At 73.0% G+C, this 16,417-nt stretch carries 15 protein-coding genes; 11 read left to right on the top strand and 4 right to left on the bottom strand.

From position 1 onward, the window contains the following. The first annotated feature begins 75 nt into the window (after nt 1–75). The 5 genes from HGB44_RS12755 to HGB44_RS12735 all read left to right on the top strand — a co-directional run bounded on the left by HGB44_RS12755 (nt 76) and on the right by HGB44_RS12735 (nt 4,552). Entirely contained in the window at nt 76–441 is a 366-nt protein-coding gene (locus tag HGB44_RS12755) for a YraN family protein (RefSeq protein ID WP_061078168.1), read from the top strand. Continuing rightward, nucleotides 441–1,964 (top strand): YifB family Mg chelatase-like AAA ATPase, encoded by a 1,524-nt coding sequence (locus tag HGB44_RS12750; RefSeq protein ID WP_061078182.1) that lies wholly within the window; start codon nt 441–443, stop codon nt 1,962–1,964. Before HGB44_RS12755 ends, HGB44_RS12750 begins: the two co-directional genes overlap by 1 nt. Before the next feature lie 32 nt (nt 1,965–1,996). After that, complete coding sequence (locus tag HGB44_RS12745; protein ID WP_061078167.1) at nt 1,997–3,163, top strand: DNA-processing protein DprA; 1,167 nt, start codon at nt 1,997–1,999, stop codon at nt 3,161–3,163. Nucleotides 3,164–3,323: 160 nt separating this feature from the next. Beyond that, entirely contained in the window at nt 3,324–3,680 is a 357-nt protein-coding gene (locus tag HGB44_RS12740) for a RidA family protein (RefSeq protein WP_061078166.1), read from the top strand. A gap of 2 nt (nt 3,681–3,682) precedes the next feature. Next, entirely contained in the window at nt 3,683–4,552 is an 870-nt protein-coding gene (locus HGB44_RS12735) for a tyrosine recombinase XerC (protein WP_061078165.1), read from the top strand. Here HGB44_RS12735 and HGB44_RS12730 read toward each other — a convergent pair. Further along, nucleotides 4,525–5,280 (bottom strand): M23 family metallopeptidase, encoded by a 756-nt coding sequence (locus HGB44_RS12730; RefSeq protein WP_082768159.1) that lies wholly within the window; start codon nt 5,278–5,280, stop codon nt 4,525–4,527. The two genes, HGB44_RS12735 and HGB44_RS12730, sit on opposite strands and share 28 nt — an antisense overlap. Before the next feature lie 291 nt (nt 5,281–5,571). Here HGB44_RS12730 and rpsB point away from each other — a divergent pair, with 291 nt between their 5' ends. The 6 genes from rpsB (at nt 5,572) to HGB44_RS12700 (ending at nt 11,252) form a co-directional block, all read left to right on the top strand. After that, a complete protein-coding gene (rpsB, locus tag HGB44_RS12725) occupies nt 5,572–6,546 on the top strand; it encodes a 30S ribosomal protein S2 (protein ID WP_061078181.1) in 975 nt (324 codons plus the stop codon). Nucleotides 6,547–6,670: 124 nt separating this feature from the next. After that, a complete protein-coding gene (gene tsf, locus HGB44_RS12720; protein WP_017566252.1) occupies nt 6,671–7,507 on the top strand; it encodes a translation elongation factor Ts in 837 nt (278 codons plus the stop codon). Between the two features lie 198 nt (nt 7,508–7,705). Then, complete coding sequence (pyrH, locus tag HGB44_RS12715; protein WP_036552624.1) at nt 7,706–8,431, top strand: UMP kinase; 726 nt, start codon at nt 7,706–7,708, stop codon at nt 8,429–8,431. 49 nt (nt 8,432–8,480) lie between these two features. Beyond that, nucleotides 8,481–9,038, top strand: a complete 558-nt coding sequence (gene frr, locus HGB44_RS12710; RefSeq protein ID WP_061078164.1) for a ribosome recycling factor — start codon at nt 8,481–8,483, stop codon at nt 9,036–9,038. Nucleotides 9,039–9,041: 3 nt separating this feature from the next. Next, nucleotides 9,042–9,977, top strand: coding sequence for a phosphatidate cytidylyltransferase (locus HGB44_RS12705; protein WP_061078163.1), 936 nt, complete (start codon nt 9,042–9,044; stop codon nt 9,975–9,977). 93 nt (nt 9,978–10,070) lie between these two features. Further along, nucleotides 10,071–11,252, top strand: a complete 1,182-nt coding sequence (locus HGB44_RS12700) for a pyridoxal phosphate-dependent aminotransferase (RefSeq protein ID WP_061078162.1) — start codon at nt 10,071–10,073, stop codon at nt 11,250–11,252. A 102-nt stretch (nt 11,253–11,354) separates the two neighbouring features. On the opposite strand, the gene HGB44_RS12695 is transcribed toward HGB44_RS12700, so the two are convergent. From HGB44_RS12695 to glgB, 3 genes are all read right to left on the bottom strand, one after another. Further along, nucleotides 11,355–12,782, bottom strand: a complete 1,428-nt coding sequence (locus HGB44_RS12695; RefSeq protein ID WP_061078161.1) for an APC family permease — start codon at nt 12,780–12,782, stop codon at nt 11,355–11,357. Nucleotides 12,783–12,928: 146 nt separating this feature from the next. Continuing rightward, nucleotides 12,929–13,576: a GNAT family N-acetyltransferase gene (locus tag HGB44_RS12690; protein WP_061078160.1), complete on the bottom strand. Its 648-nt coding sequence runs from the start codon at nt 13,574–13,576 to the stop codon at nt 12,929–12,931. 192 nt (nt 13,577–13,768) lie between these two features. Next, nucleotides 13,769–16,324, bottom strand: a complete 2,556-nt coding sequence (glgB, locus tag HGB44_RS12685) for a 1,4-alpha-glucan branching protein GlgB (protein ID WP_233458682.1) — start codon at nt 16,322–16,324, stop codon at nt 13,769–13,771. Between the last annotated feature and the right edge of the window lie 93 nt (nt 16,325–16,417).

The following is a 16,417-nucleotide window of genomic DNA, read 5'->3' as shown; positions in this document are numbered from 1 at the left end:
GTTTTCCACAGGAGGGAACCGGCCCTGGCGCCGTGAGCGGCGATCACCGACCGTGGTTACGGGAGGTGGTTGACCTTGGACCGGTGGGCCGAGTACCGAAGGATGCTGGGCGGCCGTGGCGAGGACCTCGCCGTGGCCTTCCTCCGACGCGCGGGGATGCGGGTGGTCGCCCGCAACTGGCGCATCCCCGACGGGGAGATCGACATCGTGGCCCGGGACGGTCCCGTCCTGGTCGTCGCCGAGGTCAAGACCCGTACCTCCGTCCGGCACGGGCATCCGGTGGAGGCCATCACCCCGGACAAGCGGCGCCGTCTGCGCCGCCTCGGACACGCCTGGGCGGTCCGGCACCGGGTGCCCGCCCACCCCCTGCGCGTGGACGGCGTCTGCGTCCTGATCAGGGGCGGGCGCGTGTTCGTCTCCCATGAGCGGGGGATGGCATGATGACGCTCGCCCGCACCCGCTGCATCGCCCTGCTCGGGGTCCGGGGGCACATCGTCGAGGTGGAGGTGCACCTGGGCGGCGGCGACTTCGGGGTGACCCTGGTGGGGCTTCCCGACGCCGCGCTCCGCGAGGCCAGGGACCGCATCCGCGCCGCCGTCGTCAACAGCGGCGAGGAGTGGCCCAGCGGCCAGATCGTCATCAGCCTGTCCCCGGCCAGCCTGCCCAAGTCGGGAAGCCTGTTCGACCTGGCCATCGCCGCCGCCGTCCTCGCCGCGGCGGGCTCGGTGCCGGTGGAGCGGCTGGAGGACAGCGTCCTCATCGCCGAACTGGGCCTGGACGGCCGGGCGCGGCCGGTGCTGGGGGTGCTCCCGGCGGTCGTGTCGGCCGCTGAGCAGGGTTATCGCAGGTTCGTCGTCGCACGGGGCAACGCCGCCGAGGCCCGGCTGGTGCCAGGGGTCGAGGTGACGGCGGTGGACAGCCTGATGGACCTGTGCCAGTGGCTGCGCGGGGAGCGCCTTCCCGAGGCGCACGCGGAGGAGGCCGTGCCCAGGCCCCGCGAGCCGCGCGGCCAGGGACCCGACCTGTCCGACGTCCTGGGGCAGCCGGTGGCCCGCCGCGCGGTGGAGATCGCCGCGGCCGGCGGCCACAACCTCATGATGCTGGGGCCTCCCGGCACCGGCAAGAGCCTGCTCGCCGAACGCCTGCCCACCGTGCTGCCCCCGCTCGGCCCCGCCGAGGCGTTGGAGGCCACCGCCATCCACTCGGTGGCGGGCATGCTGCCGCCCGGCGCGCCCCTGGTCACCGTGCCTCCCTTCGCGGCTCCGCACCATACCTCCACCCGGGCCTCGATCATCGGCGGCGGCAGCGGTTACCCCACGCCCGGCTGGGTGTCCAAGGCCCATCGCGGCGTGCTCTTCGTCGACGAGGCCCCGCAGTTCGGGCGCGGGGTGCTGGACTCCCTGCGCGAACCCCTGGAGCGCGGCGAGGTGGTCCTGGCCCGCGCCTCCTCGACGGTGACCTTCCCCGCGCGCTTCCAGCTGATACTGGCCGCCAACCCCTGCCCCTGCGCCAAACCCGGAGCCCTGTGCACCTGCCCCGCCGGCGAGCGGCGCCGCTACTTCTCCCGCCTGTCCGGGCCCCTGCTGGACCGGATCGACCTCAAGGTGGAGCTGCAACCGGTGTCGAGGGCCGAACTGCTCGCCGACCGCGCCTTCGCCGAGTCCTCCGAGGTGGTGGCCGCACGGGTGGAGAGGGCCCGAGCCCGTGCCGCCGAGCGGCTGGCGCGCACGCCCTGGACCACCAACGCGGCCATCCCCGGGGCGCGGCTGCGCAGGGAGTTCCCGGTGGAGCCCGCCGCGCTGCGGGTGCTGGGCAGAGCGATGGACCTCGGACAGATCAGCGCCCGGGGGGTGGACCGCGCACTGCGGGTCGCCTGGACCCTGGCCGACCTCGCCGACCGGGACCGCCCCGGCGAGGAGGAGGCGGCCTACGCCTTCGCGCTCTGGGCGGGGCACGCGTGGTGAGCACGGACGGGACGGAGAGGAGCGGTGGGACGGTGCGGGACGCGGAGGGTGAGGCGGACGCGCGGGCGCGGGCCTGTCTGACGGCGGTGGCCCCGCCGGGGGACCTGTGGTTGGGGGCGATGCTCGCCGAGCACGGGGCGGACCGGGTGTGGGCGCTGCTGGTGGCGGGGGCGCCCCCGCCACCGGTGCCCGCCAGCGCCGAGGAGGATAGCCCGGGGCCGGAGGCCGGGGCGCTCCTGGAGCGCAGGTGGGCGCGGTGGTGCGCCGCGGCCCGGGGGGTGGATCCCGACGGGCTGCTCGGCGACTCGGCGGCGGCCGGGATCCGCTTCGTGGCCCCGGCGGACCCCGAGTGGCCGGGGCGCCTCGACGAGCTGGGCCTGCCCGGAGGACGGCGCTCGCACGGACTGTGGGTACGCGGCGCGGGGGACCTGCGCCACCTGTGCCTGCGTTCGGTGGCCGTGGTGGGCGCGCGCTCGGCCACCCCCTACGGGGAGCACGTGGCGGCGGAGATGGCCTACGAGCTGGCCGAGCGCGCGGTCGTGGTGGTCTCCGGCGGCGCGTACGGGATCGACGGGGCCGCGCACCGGGCGGCCCAGACCCACGGCGGCACGGTCGTGGTGCTGGCCTGCGGACTGGACGTGGACTACCCGCGCGGGCACGCGGGCCTGTTCGCCGACGTCGCCCGCACCGGGGTGCTGGTGAGCGAGCGGCCGGTGGGCGCCACCCCGCGCGCACCGGACTTCCTCGTCCGCAACCGGCTGATCGCCGCACTCACCCCGGGCACGGTGGTGGTCGAGGCCGGGCGGCGCAGCGGGGCGCTCAACACCGCCTCGCACGCCGCCGAGCTCAACCGGGTGCTCATGGCGGTCCCCGGTCCGGTCACCTCGGCGATGTCGGTGGGCTGCCACCTGCTGCTCCGCGACTGGCACGCGGGCTGCGTCACCTGCGCGGACGACGTCGTTGCCCAGGTGAGCACGCTGGGGGAGCTGCCGCCGGAGGCCGGGCCGCTGCGGGTGACGGCCGAGCTCGACCAGGACAGCGCCCGGGTCCTTGCGGCGGTGCCCCGGTCCGGCGCCGGACCGGCGGTGATCGCGGGAGCCAGCGGGACCCGCCTGGAGAGGACCCTGCGCTCCCTGGGGATGCTCGCCGCGGCCGGGCTGGTGGAGCGCTGTCCGGCGGGCTGGCGGCTGCCGCAGTGAGCGGGCGCAGGCGGCCGGGCCGGTGACCGGCTCAGGGGGTTCGCCGCCGGGCCCCGCGCGGTACGTACGCCCCGCGGCGGGCCCCCGGCGCATCGGGTTCCGGGCCGGGAGGCCGCGGCGGCGACGGTAACGCACCCCGCCGGACGGGTACGGTGACGCCATGGCTAAACCCTACAGTGACGCCCTGGTGGCGGACGGGCCGCTGTTGTTCGTCTCCGGACAGACCCCCGAGGGGCCCGGGGGAGAGGTCGCCGGGGACGTCGGAGGGCAGACGCGCCAGGTCTTCCGCAACCTGGAGGCCATCCTGGCCCGCCACGGCGCGGACCTCGGCCACCTGGTCAAGCTCACCTACTACCTGCGCCACATCTCCGACCTGGAGGAGTTCCGCTCCGCCCTGGTCGAGTGCCTTCCCGAGGGGCGCCTGCCCGCCGCGTCCCTGGTGGAGGTGAGCGGCCTGGTCGACCCCACCCACCTCGTGGAGGTCGAGGGGGTCGCCTGCCTGCCCTCCGGGAGGTAGGCGTGCTGGAGCGCTTCGCCGCGCACCTGTCGGGCGAGCTGGGACGCTCACCCCACACCGTGCGCGGCTACCTGGCCGACCTGCGCTCCCTCCTGGCCCACCTGGAGGAGCGGGGGCGGGGCGTGGAGGACCTGGACGTGGACCTGGTGCGCGGGTGGCTGTCCCGGGCCCGTGACGCGGGCGCGAGCCGCGCCACCGTGGCCCGCCGGGTGGCCGCCGTGCGCGCGCTCACCCGGTTCCTGCACCGCGAGGGTGTGCTGGCGGCCGACCCCGGCCCGCGCCTGGCCAGCCCGGCGCAGCAGCGCTCCCTGCCCACGGTGCTCGACGAACGCCAGGCCGCCGCGGCGCTCGCGGGGGAGACCGACGAGACCCCGGCCGGTCTGCGCCGCCGCGCGGTGGTGGAGACGCTCTACGCCACCGGTGTGCGCGTCGCCGAACTGTGCGCCCTGGACCTGACCGACGTGGACCGCGAACGCGACACCGTGCGCGTCCTGGGCAAGGGGGCCAAGGAGCGCACGGTTCCCGTGGGCGGTCCGGCCCTGGACGCCCTCGACGCCTGGCTGTCCGGCGGCCGACCGGAGATGGCGGGCGCCACCAGCGGCGCCGCGCTGTTCCTGGGAGCCCGGGGTGGCCGTCTGGGCGTCCGCCAGGCCCGCGAGGACGTGCACGCCCACCTGCGTGCCGCCGGCGCGGACAGCGCGCCGCACGGCCTGCGGCACAGCGCGGCCACCCACCTGCTCAACGGTGGCGCCGACCTGCGCAGCGTGCAGGAGTTCCTGGGCCACGCCAGCCCGCGCAGTACGCAGATCTACACCCACGTGTCCGTGGAGCGCCTGCGCGACACCTACCGCCGCGCCCACCCCCGCGCCTGACCGCTCCGGAGCCGTCGGCGGGAGGGGCGCGGCGCGGTCCTCCCGTGTCGGTGTGAGGCGGTCCTCACACGCGGGCCGGTCGGGGGTCGGCGCGCGGACCCGTGTGGCGACGGCGGGCCGACCCCGTCCGGGAGAGGCGGGCGGGGTCCGTGCACGTCCTTCGGGGCGGGTGCCGGGTGCCGCTCCCACGCGCGGGGCGAGCGTGCGCGACTGTGCGTGCTCGCCCCGCGGCGGGCCGACCTCTCACGTTCGGGCGTGAGCGGCAGCAGGCGGAACTCGCCCAGGCCGAGCAGGGAGAGCGGGTCGAGGTGGTCGTCGCCGCGGAGCAGGCCCCAGTGCAGGCAGGGGCGGTCGCGGCAGTGCGGCGGCGCGGCGGCGAGCGTGCCCAGCAGGTCTCCCGCGGCGACCGGATCGCCCCGGGCCAGGTCGGACTCCACCGGCAGGTAGGTGGTGCGCAGGTCGCCGTGGACCACGCTCACCAGCGGCGTGCCCGCCACCTCGCCCGCGAAGTGCACCCGCCCGGTGCCGGCCGCGCGGACCTCCTGGCCGGGCTCCGCTGCCAGGTCCACGCCCAGGTGTCCTGGCAACCAGCGCAGCTCGGGCGGGTCGAAGCGGCGCAGCACCCCGACCGGAGGGTCCACCGGCCAGCGCCAGCCGGCCTCGGCGGGGTGGTGCGGGGACAGGAGGGAGAACGCCAGGGACAGGGTCAGGAGCAGCGAGGGGGCCATACCTCCAGGGTCCGGACACGGGGGGCGGACCGCCAGGGGGCGCCCGAACCTGTGGACAACCCGGCCGCGGAGGAACCGGAACGCGGCGCAGGTCCCGACGTATTCCCGATGGAGGATAGAATCATCTGTGGCCCGTCGGGCCGATCACAATACGCACGTCCACGAGCCTCCTCAGCGAGGGGCCGTACCCGCGGTCCGCGCCGCCTTCCACGGCGGTACGGCGGTACGTCCGGGGCGTCAGGAACAACCGTGAGCGGGGACCCTCCCCGCCACCTCAAGGAGGATCAGGTCATGGCCACAGTCGTGACGATTCGCCAGCTCCTGGAGAGCGGCGTCCACTTCGGGCACCAGACCCGCCGCTGGAACCCCAAGATGAAGCGCTTCATCTTCACTGAGCGCAACGGCATCTACATCATCGACCTCCAGAAGTCGCTGGCCTACATCGACCGCGCCTACGAGTTCGTCAAGCAGACGGTCGCCCACGGCGGCACCGTCCTGTTCGTCGGCACCAAGAAGCAGGCGCAGGAGGCCATCGACGAGCAGGCCCGCCGCGTCGGCATGCCCTACGTCAACCAGCGTTGGCTGGGCGGCATGCTCACCAACTTCTCCACCGTGCACAAGCGGCTCCAGCGCCTCAAGGAGCTGGAGGAGATCGACTTCGACGACGTCGCCGGCTCCACGCTCACCAAGAAGGAGCTCCTCAACCTCCGCCGTGAGAAGGAGAAGCTGGAGCGCACCCTCGGCGGTATCCGCGACATGTCCCGCGTGCCCAGCGCGGTCTGGATCGTGGACACCAAGAAGGAGCACATCGCGATCAGCGAGGCTCGCAAGCTGAACATCCCGGTCGTGGCCATCCTGGACACGAACTGCGACCCTGACGAGGTCGACTACCCGATCCCGGGTAACGACGACGCCATCCGCAGTGTCAGCCTGCTCACCCGCGTGGTCGCCGACGCCGTCGCCGACGGCCTCATGGCCCGCTCCGGCGCCTCCGAGGGCACCGGCGAGCGCAAGGCCGCCGAGGAGCCCCTGGCCGAGTGGGAGCGCGAGCTCCTGGAGGGCAAGGCCGACTCGGGCGAGGCCGCCGCCGAGGAGGCCCCCGCCGAGCAGGCTCCCGTCGAGGCCGCCGAGGCCGCCGCCGAGCAGGCTCCGGCCGAGACCGCCGCCGTCGCACCGGCCGACGAGGTCGCCGCCGAGGCCCCGGCCGAGGTCACCTCCGAGGACTCCCCGGTCGACGCGCCGGTGAAGGCCCCCGACGCCGAGTAGTCCCGTGCCCCAGCGCACCGCCGCCGCCCCGCCGCTCCCGGCGGGGCGGCCGCTCGGTGCCCGGGGCCGGATCCGCTCCACTTTCCGTACAGACTCTCCACTCCAAGGGAATCCGAGAACAGTCATGGCGAACTTCACCGCCGCGGACGTCAAGAAGCTGCGCGACATGACCGGCGCCGGCATGATGGCCTGCAAGAAGGCCCTGACCGAGGCCGACGGCGACTTCGACAAGGCCGTCGAGGCCCTGCGCGTCAAGGGTGCCAAGGACGTCGGCAAGCGCGCCGAGCGCACCGCCGCCCAGGGCATGGTCGTCCTCAAGCAGGAGTCCGAAGGCAAGGCCACCCTCGTCGAGCTCAACTGCGAGACCGACTTCGTCGCCAAGAACGACCAGTTCATCGCGCTCGTCAACCAGGTCGCCGACTTCGTCGCCGCCCAGGACAGCGACGACCTCGCCACCGTCGCCGCCGCCGAGATCGAGCCGGGCAAGACCCTCCAGGCCTTCATCGAGGCCAAGAGCGCGGTCATCGGCGAGAAGCTGGAGTTCCGCCGCTTCGCCAAGTTCGAGGGCGCCTACGTCGCCAGCTACCTCCACAAGTCCGACCCGGACCTGCCCCCCACCATGGGCGTCCTGGTCGAGCTGGACAAGGCTGACGAGGAGGTCGGCAAGGACCTCGCCCAGCAGATCGCCGCGCTGGCCCCGCAGTACATCGGCCGGGACGACGTCCCCGCCGAGGTCGTGGAGAACGAGCGCCGCATCGCCGAGCAGACCACCCGCGAGGAGGGCAAGCCCGAGCAGGCCATCCCCAAGATCGTGGAGGGCCGCCTCAACGGTTACTTCAAGGACGTGACGCTGCTCGGCCAGCCGTTCGTCAAGGAGAACAAGAAGACGGTCCAGAAGGTCGTCGACGAGGCGGGCGTGACCGTCAAGCGCTTCGTCCGCTTCAAGGTCGGCCAGGCCTGAGGGTCTTGAGATGATGGAGGTGCCGGGGAGACTGCTCCCCGGCACCTTCGGTGGATATGGGCGGGTGGCGGGGCGCGTGAGTCCGGTCGGCCGCTGCGAGGAACACTCGGGGGACCCTGTGCCGCTCGGGGACGACAAGGGAGGCCACAGGCTGTGAACGAAGCGACGAGCACCGAACCGGCGGGTACCGGACCCGCGATGCACGGTTCCGGCTGGAAGCGCGTGATGCTCAAACTCTCGGGAGAGGCGTTCGCGGGCGGCGGCGGCCTGGGCATCGACCCCGAGGTCGTCCAGTACGTGGCCGAGTCCATCGCCGAGGCGGTCTCCGAGGGCATCCAGGTCGCGGTGGTCGTCGGCGGCGGCAACATGTTCCGCGGCGCCCAGCTCACCGAGGGCGGCATCGAGCGCGGCCGCGCCGACTACATGGGCATGCTCGGCACCGTCATCAACTGCCTCGCCCTCCAGGACTTCCTGGAGCGGCTCGGTGTGGACACCCGCGTGCAGACCGCGATCCACATGAGCCAGGTCGCCGAGGCCTACATCCCGCGCCGCGCCGTCCGCCACCTGGAGAAGGGCCGCGTGGTCATCTTCGGTGCCGGTCTGGGCGCACCGTTCTTCTCGACCGACACCACCGCCGCCCAGCGCGCGCTGGAGATCGGCGCGCAGGCGGTCCTCAAGGGCACCCAGGTCGACGGGGTCTACGACTCCGACCCCCAGCGCAACCCCGACGCGGTCAAGTTCGACAAGCTCAACTACAACGAGGTCCTCACCCGCGGCCTCAAGGTCATGGACGCCACCGCGGTCAGCCTGTGCATGGACAACGGGCTGCCCATCGTCGTCTTCGACCTGATGAGCCAGGGCAACATCCTGCGCGCGGTACGCGGTGAGAAGATCGGCACCATCGTCGGGCCGACCCCGGTCTGAGACAGAGCCTCCGCGACCACAGCAAGTCACGACACCAGGGAGCGCCCACATGATCGAAGAGACCCTCCTCGAAGCCGAGGAGAAGATGGAGAAGGCCGTGACCGTGGCGAAGGAGGACTTCGCCACGATCCGCACCGGCCGCCCCACCCCGGCGACCTTCAACAAGATCACCGTCGACTACTACGGTGCCCGGACGCCGATCAACCAGCTGGCCTCCTTCTCGGTTCCCGAGCCGCGCATGGTGGTCATCTCGCCGTTCGACGTCAACTCGCGCACCGAGATCATCAACGCCATCCGCAACAGCGACCTGGGCGTGAACCCCTCCGACGACGGCCAGGTCATCCGCGTGGTGTTCCCCGACCTGTCCGAGGAGCGCCGCAAGGAGTACGTCAAGGTCGCGCGGACCAAGGCCGAGGACAGCAAGGTCTCGATCCGCAACGTCCGCCGCCGTGCCAAGGACACCTTCGAGAAGGCCGTCAAGTCCGGCGACGTCGGCGAGGACGAGGCGCACCGCGCCCAGGCCGAGCTGGACGAGCTGTCTTCGAAGTACGTCGCGTCCGTCGACGAGCTGCTGAAGCACAAGGAATCGGAACTGCTCGAGGTTTAGCCGGTGACCCTTCCTTCCTCCAGCGACTCGGGAGGCGATGACCGCTCGCCCGAGCACAGACCCGGCGGCGGGCCGCAGGACGGTCCCGATCCGGACGGGCAGCGCTTCGTGCTGCACAAACCGGGGGGTGAACCGGTCCGGACGGGCCGCAACCTCCCGGTGGCCATCGCCAGCGGGTGCGCCCTGGGCGCCCTCGTGTTCTTCTCGATCTTCCCCTGGCCCCAGCTGTTCACGATCATCACCTCCCTGGGGGTGCTGATCGGCCTGCGCGAGGTCAACCGGGCGTTCGCGGGCAAGGGCATGGGCCTGGCACTGGCACCGCTCGCCGTCGGCGGCGTGGCCATGCAGGTCGCCGCCTACTTCGGGGGAACCGACTGGCTGGTGGGCATGACCGCGCTGACCGCCATCATCGCCCTGGTGTGGCGGCTGCGCGGAGGTACGGAAGGGTTCGTGGCCGACGTCGCGGCGAACCTGTTCACCCTGGTGTACCTGCCGTTCCTGCTGGGCACGTGGCTGCTGCTCATCTCGCACCCCGAGGACGGCCAGTACCGCCTGGTCACGTTCATCGTGGTGACGATCTCCAGCGACATCGGCGGGTACTTCGCCGGGATCCTGCTGGGCCGGCACAAGATGGCGCCGGTGATCAGCCCCAACAAGACCTGGGAGGGCTTCGGCGGTTCGGTCGTGGGCTGCGCTGTCGCGGGCGCGCTGTGCGTGACGCTCATGCTGGACGGCCCGTGGTGGGTCGGCGTGGTCCTCGGACTGGCGGTCGTGCTGGCCGCCACCGTCGGGGACCTCATCGAGTCGCTGTTCAAGCGCGACCTCGGCGTCAAGGACATGGGCGGGTTCATGCCCGGACACGGCGGCCTGATGGACCGCCTGGACTCGCTGCTGATCGCCGGTCCCGTGACGTGGATGGTGCTGAGCCTGCTGCTTTAGGCGGTCGGCGGACGGGGCGGGTTCCCACGGGACCCGCCCCGTCGGCGTCCCCGCGCCTGGCCCGCCGACCGGGAGGGTGGATACGCTCGACGGGTGGAAGAACCGCTGATCGAACGAATGCGCGTGTACGGCGAGACGGTCTTCGCCGAGATGACGCGGCTGGCCGTGGAGACCGGGTCGGTCAACCTGGGGCAGGGGTTCCCCGACACCGACGGCCCCCACTCCCTGCTGGAGGCCGCCTCCGGACACATCCTGGAGGGGGTGAACCAGTACCCGCCCGGGCCGGGCCGCCCCGAACTGCGGCGGGCGGTGAGCCGGTACCGGGCCCGCCACTACGGCATCGAGCTGGACCCGGACACCGAGGTCTACGTCACCGTCGGCGCCACCGCCGGGATCGCGGCCGCGATGCTCGCCCTGGTGGAGCGCGGCGACGAGGTGGTCGTCTTCGAGCCGATGTACGACTCCTACGCCGCCATGATCACGCTGGCGGGCGGGGTGCGCAGGCCGGTGACGCTGCGGCCGGACCCCGTGACCGGCCGGTTCACCTTCGACCCCGCGGAGCTGCGCGCGGCCGTGGGCCCCCGTACCCGGATGGTCCTGGTGAACACGCCGCACAACCCCACGGGGACCGTGTTCACCGCCGAGGAGCTGGAGGCGGTCGCGCAGGTGTGCCGCGAGCACGACCTGATCGCGTTCACCGACGAGGTGTACGAGTTCCTCACCTTCGACGGGCGGCCGCACGTGCCGCTGGCCACCCTGCCGGGCATGCGCGAGCGGACGCTGTCGGTGTCCTCGGTCGGCAAGATGTTCGCCGTGACCGGGTGGAAGACCGGCTGGGTGATGGGGCCCGAGCCGCTGGTCAGCGCGGTGCGCACGGTCAACCAGTTCCTCACCTTCTCCGCGAACGGCGCGCTCCAGCTGGCCACGGCCGACGCCATCGACCACGAGGAGGAGTGGGTCGCCGCCCAGCGCACCGCCCTCCAGGGCAAGCGCGACCGGTTGGTGGAGGGGCTGACCGGCGCCGGCTTCGACGTGGACGCGTGCGAGGGCACCTACTTCGTCATGGCCGACATCCGCCCGCTCGGGTACGCCGACGGGGTGGAGGTGGCCCGCGCGCTGCCCCGGGAGGCGGGGGTGGCCGCGGTGCCCGCGCAGGTGTTCTACGACCGGCAGGAGGAGGGCGCGCACCTGCTCCGGTTCGCGTTCTGCAAGAGGGACGAGGTGCTGGACGAGGCGGTCGCCCGCCTCGTCGGCTGGCACGCGCGCGGGCGGTAGGGAAGGCTGGTTGGGCGCCGGCCGGCGTGTACCGGGTCGGCCCGCGCGAGAGGTAGGGACCCGCCGCCGTGCGCCCCCGCGGGAGCGCACGGCGGCGGGGCGTCAGGTCCGCGGACTCCGGCGGGAGCGCGCGTCCATCGCCTCGACCAGGCGCCGCTCCGCGTCGGGGCCCGCGGCGGTCCGGGGCAGGCGCCACATCAGGGCGGCCCCGGCCACCCACCACACGAGCACCATCAGCCACTCGTTGGGCCAGCTCAGCGCCGCGGGCATGCCGGGCAGGTAGAGCAGGAGCAGCCCCAGGCCCAGCACGAGGGCCACCACGCCGACGGGGACGCCCGCCGGAACGGTGAAGGGCCGTTCCATCCCGGGTTCGCGGCGGCGCAGCACGAGGAAGCTGACCACGACCGTGACGAAGCCGACCACGATGTTCAGGCCGCCCGCGTTGACCAGCCAACCCAGCATCGGCTCTCCGAAGAACGGGGACACCAGCGAGAGCGCGCCGACGAACAGGACGGCGTTGGACGGGGTGCGAAAGCGCGGGTGCAGGCGGCCGAACCAGGCCGGGAGCATCCGGGAGGCGGCCATGGCGTAGATGAGGCGGCTGCCGCCGATGAGGAAGGCGTTCCAGCTGGTGAGCAGGCCCGCGACACCGCCGAGGACGAGCAGGTTGCCCATGGCCGCGCTGTCCCACATGGCGGCGACGGAGTCGGCGGAGGCCAGTTCGGAGGCCGCCAGCTCGTTCGGACCCAGGCCCGATCCGGCCGTCAGCACGACCATCACGTACCAGGCGGTCGCGCAGAACACCGACAGGACCAGCAGGGTGCCGACCATGCGGTACGGGAGCCTGATCTCGGAGGCCGACTGCGGGATGACGTCGAAGCCGACGAAGAGGAACGGGACCGCCACCAGGACCACGAACACGCCCGAGACGCCGCCGGTGAACAGCGGCCGCATGTTCTCCACGGATCCGCCGGCGAACGCGCCGGTGACCATGGCGGCCCCGGCTGCCAGCAGGAACAGCACCGCGATGGTCTGGAAGACGCTCGCGGGCTTGATGCCGACGTAGTTGAGCACGGTCATCAGCACGGCCGCGGCCACGCCGACGGCAACCAGGCTGGCGTGGACGTCGTACCCGGCGACGGTCCACAGGCGGCCGACCGCCATGTCGGGGAAGAGGTAGACGAGGGTCTGGGGGACGGCGACGGCCTCGAAGGCGGCGACGGAGACGTAGCCCAAGGCCATGGCCCAGGAGGCGGTGAAGGCCCCCTTGGGGCCGATGGCGCGCATGGCGTAGTGGTGCTCTCCGCCCGCGTGCGGCATCGCGGCGACGAGCTCGGCGTAGGCGAGGCCGACGAAGGCCATGATGACGCCGCCGACCACGAAGGCCAGGGCGGCGCCCACGCTGCCCGCCGCGCTGACGAAGTCGCCGACCAGCACGATCCAGCCGAAGCCGATCATCGCGCCGAAGCCGAGGGCGAGGACGTCACCCCTTCCCAACACCCGGACGAAGCTCTGGTTGTTGTCGGACACGGGGGCCTCCCAACGGTCGTGCCTGTGGTGCAGGACACACAAGCACGTGGCGGCGGTGAGCGGAAGAGCCCGTCGTGGACGTGTTCGCTTCCGTCCCGCCCCGCGGTGGAGCGGCGCCCGGTGGTCCGATCCCGCCGCCTACCGGTTCACGGGCTCCACACCATGGTCCGCTGGTGCACGCGCTTTCCCCTGAAGCGCACGCCCGGCACCACCGGCGCCGGACCGTGGGGCTCGAACCCGGCCCGTGCGAAGAAGCGCACGGCGCCGGTGTTCTCCACGAGGGTCTGCAGGTGGCAGCCGCGGGATCCCCGCGAGCGCAACCGGTCCTGCCACTCGCGCACCAGGGCGGCGCCCACGCCGGTGCCGCGTGCCCGGGACTCGACGTTGACGTGCAGGTGGGCGGGCCAGCGCGGGTCCGAGAGTTCGCCCGCGGTGGGTCTGCGCCGGAGGGCGGACACCCCCGTGTCCAGCAGGGCCCGGGCGAAGAAGGCCGCCGGTCCGCGTCGCAGCGTGAGCCGGTGCTCCCGGATCGCGCGGTCCATGAGCTCGCTCTCCCCGGGCATCGCGGAGGGGTCGGGGCAGCCGGTCAGGTAGCCCGCCATCCGTCCGTCGACGAGGGCGACGAGGAGCGAGTCGGGCACGTGGTCCATGTAGGGGTCCAGGTAGATCGCGGCCTCGGAGGGCAGGTGCCCCCAGAGCGTCCCGGACGGCGACCCCTCGCCCGCACGGGCGAACAGCGCCCGCAGCTCGGCGCGGTCGTCCTCGCGGAAGGTCCGGATCTCGGTACTGGCCACGGCGTCGCCCCTCAACTGTGTATCAAATACAGTATGTACGATACACAGTTCGGCGCCCGGGCTGGCAAGGGCCCGGGCGCCGCACCGGCGACCTCGCTCGGAATGTGCCTTCGAACCGGCCTCAGCTCGCGGGGGGCGCTTCGGGTGCCCGAACACGGACCGAAGCGAAGCGGAGGTCCGAAGAAGACACTGCTAGGCCTCGGGCTCGAACCAGACCGCGCCGAGCGGGGGCAGGACGACCTCCGCCGAGAACGGCTGCCCGTCCCAGGGCACGGGCTCGGCCTCCACACGGGCGGGCACCGGGTGGTCCGAGCCGCCGAAGCGCGCCTCGTCGGTGTTGAGCAGCGCGGTCCACCGGCCTCCGGAGGGCAGGCCCATCCGCCGTTCCGTGCGGGGCACCGGCGAGAAGTTCACCGCGCAGGCGAGCACCGAGCCGTCGTCGCCGTGGCGCAGGTACGACAGCGTGTTCCCCCCGCGGTCACCGCCGTCCAGCCAGGTGAAGCCCGCCGGTTCGGTGTCCTGCGACCACAGCGCGGCACGCGGCCGGTAGGCCTCGTTGAGCGCCCGCACCAGGCGCTGCACTCCCGCGTGGTGCTCGAACTGGAGCAGCCACCACGGCACGCCCTCCTGGTGCGACCACTCGTCGCCCTGGGCGATCTCCCCGCCCATGAACAGCAGCTGCTTGCCCGGGTGGGACCACATGAACGCCAGGAGCGCGCGCAGGGTCGCCGACCGCTGCCACTCGTCGCCGGGCGGCTTGTTGAACAGCGACTGCTTGCCGTGCACCACCTCGTCGTGCGACAGCGGCAGCACGTAGTTCTCGCTGTAGGCGTAGACCATCGAGAACGTGACGTCGTCGTGGTGGTACTGGCGGTGGATCGGCTCCTTCTTGACGTACTCCAGGGTGTCGTGCATCCACCCCATGTTCCACTTGAACCCGAAGCCGAGCCCGCCGTGGTCGACCGGCGTGGTCACGCCCGTGTAGGCGGTGGACTCCTCGGCGATCATCGCCACGTGCGGGTTGCGCCGGTAGACGGTGGTGTTGAGCTCCTTGAGGAAGTCGATCGCCTCCAGGTTCTCCCTGCCGCCGAACGCGTTCGGCTCCCAGGCCCCGGAGTCGCGCGAGTAGTCCAGGTAGATCATCGAGGCCACCGCGTCCACCCGCAGGCCGTCGACGTGGAACTCCTCCAACCAGTACAGGGCGTTGGCCACGAGGAAGTTGCGCACCTCGGTCCGCCCGTAGTTGAAGATCAGCGTCCCCCAGTCCGGGTGCTCGCCCCGGCGCGGGTCGGGGTGCTCGTACAGCGCGCTCCCGTCGAAGCGGGCCAGCGCCCACTCGTCCTTCGGGAAGTGCGCGGGCACCCAGTCCAGCAGCACGCCGACCCCCGCGCGGTGCAGGGAGTCCACCAGGTGGCGGAACTCGTCCGGCGTCCCGAAGCGGGGCGTGGGCGCGTAGTACGAGGTCACCTGGTAGCCCCAGGAGCCGTCGTAGGGGTGCCCCGCCACGGGCAGGAACTCCACGTGCGTGAACCCCATGTCGGTCACGTACGCGACGAGCTCCTCGGCCAGCTCGGCGTAGCCCAGCCCGGGCCGCCAGGAGCCCAGGTGCACCTCGTACACGCTCATCGGCGCCCGGTGCTGCTCCACTCCCTTGCGCTCGGTCATCCACTCCTGGTCGGACCACACGTGCGCGGAGGAGGTGACCACGGAGGCGGTCGCGGGCGGCATCTGCGTGCACCGCGCCATCGGGTCGGCCTTGTCGCGCCAGTGCCCGTCGGCGCCCAGGACCTGGAACTTGTACAGGCCGCCCTCGCCGACCCCGGGCAGGAACAGCTCCCACACGCCGCTGGAGCCCAGGCTCCGCATCGGGTGCCCGACGCCGTTCCAGTGGTTGAAGTCGCCGATCATGCGCACGCCGCGCGCGTCCGGCGCCCACACCGCGAACCGGGTTCCGGCCACCTCGCCCATGGCGGTGTCCTCGACCCGCACGTGCGCCCCGAGAGCGTTCCACAGCTCCTCGTGGCGGCCCTCGCCGATCAGGTGCAGGTCCAGCTCGCCCAGGGTCGGCGCGAACCGGTACGGGTCGGCGGCCACGTGTTCGGCGCCGTCCTCGTAGCGGGCGCTGATCCGGTAGTCGGGCACGGAGCCGAGCCTGCTCCGGGACACCTTCGCGGAGAACACGCCCCGGTGCAGGTGGTCCAGGCGCAGCCGCGAGCCGTCGGCCAGGACGGCGTGCACCTCCACCGCGCCCGGCCGCAGGGCCCGCACGACGGTGCCCCGGCCCTCGGCGTGCACGCCCAGCAGCGCGTGCGGGTCGTGGTGGTGGCCGTCCACCAATCGGTCCAGGGCGGCGACCAGCTCGGGGTCGGGGCCCTTGCGCCGGGAGGCGGCCGGGGTCCGCTTCGGGGCCCCGCCGTTCTCCGCGGCCTTCTCCTTCGCCGCGGGTCCGCCGCCAGCGGAGGCCTTCGCTCTGGCGGCGCCCTTGGCCTCGGCCCCGCCGTTCGCGGAGGCCGGGGCCCGCTTGGCGGCCTGGGCCTTCTTTCCCGCCTTCGCGGCCGGGGCCTTCTTCCCCGCCTTGACCGCCGCGGGCCCGTCAGCGGCGGGTTCCATCGCGGCCGCCGTCTCGGCGACCGACACCTCCTCCACGACCGGGATGCTCTCCACGGCCTTCTTCTTCGGGCTCTTCCCGTTCGACGCAGTCTTGGCTGCGCTGGCACGCGGGCGTTGTTCGCTGCGGGGCGAGGTCAATACGGACTCCGTGGTAGTCGTGCGGACGGATCGGGGGGTGCGTGGTGGTCGAAGGGGCGGCCGTCCCCGCTCGGGAGGCGGCCGCCGACGTGC

It is taken from the genome of Nocardiopsis alborubida, from assembly GCF_012396365.1.
Taxonomy (GTDB): Bacteria; Actinomycetota; Actinomycetes; order Streptosporangiales; family Streptosporangiaceae; genus Nocardiopsis; species Nocardiopsis alborubida.
Note: the sequence above shows the minus strand (reverse complement) of the source record. Positions and strands in the feature narration are given on the sequence as shown.

Excerpts from the sequence above, each read along its gene's own strand:
- HGB44_RS12750 (WP_061078182.1), top strand. The coding sequence starts at position 441 with ATGACGCTCGCCCGCACCCGCTGCATCGCCCTGCTCGGGGTCCGGGGG.
- frr (WP_061078164.1), top strand. The coding sequence starts at position 8,481 with ATGATCGAAGAGACCCTCCTCGAAGCCGAGGAGAAGATGGAGAAGGCC.
- pyrH (WP_036552624.1), top strand. The coding sequence starts at position 7,706 with ATGCACGGTTCCGGCTGGAAGCGCGTGATGCTCAAACTCTCGGGAGAG.
- HGB44_RS12740 (WP_061078166.1), top strand. The coding sequence starts at position 3,324 with ATGGCTAAACCCTACAGTGACGCCCTGGTGGCGGACGGGCCGCTGTTG.
- tsf (WP_017566252.1), top strand. The coding sequence starts at position 6,671 with ATGGCGAACTTCACCGCCGCGGACGTCAAGAAGCTGCGCGACATGACC.
- rpsB (WP_061078181.1), top strand. The coding sequence starts at position 5,572 with ATGGCCACAGTCGTGACGATTCGCCAGCTCCTGGAGAGCGGCGTCCAC.
- HGB44_RS12730 (WP_082768159.1), bottom strand. The coding sequence starts at position 5,280 with ATGGCCCCCTCGCTGCTCCTGACCCTGTCCCTGGCGTTCTCCCTCCTG.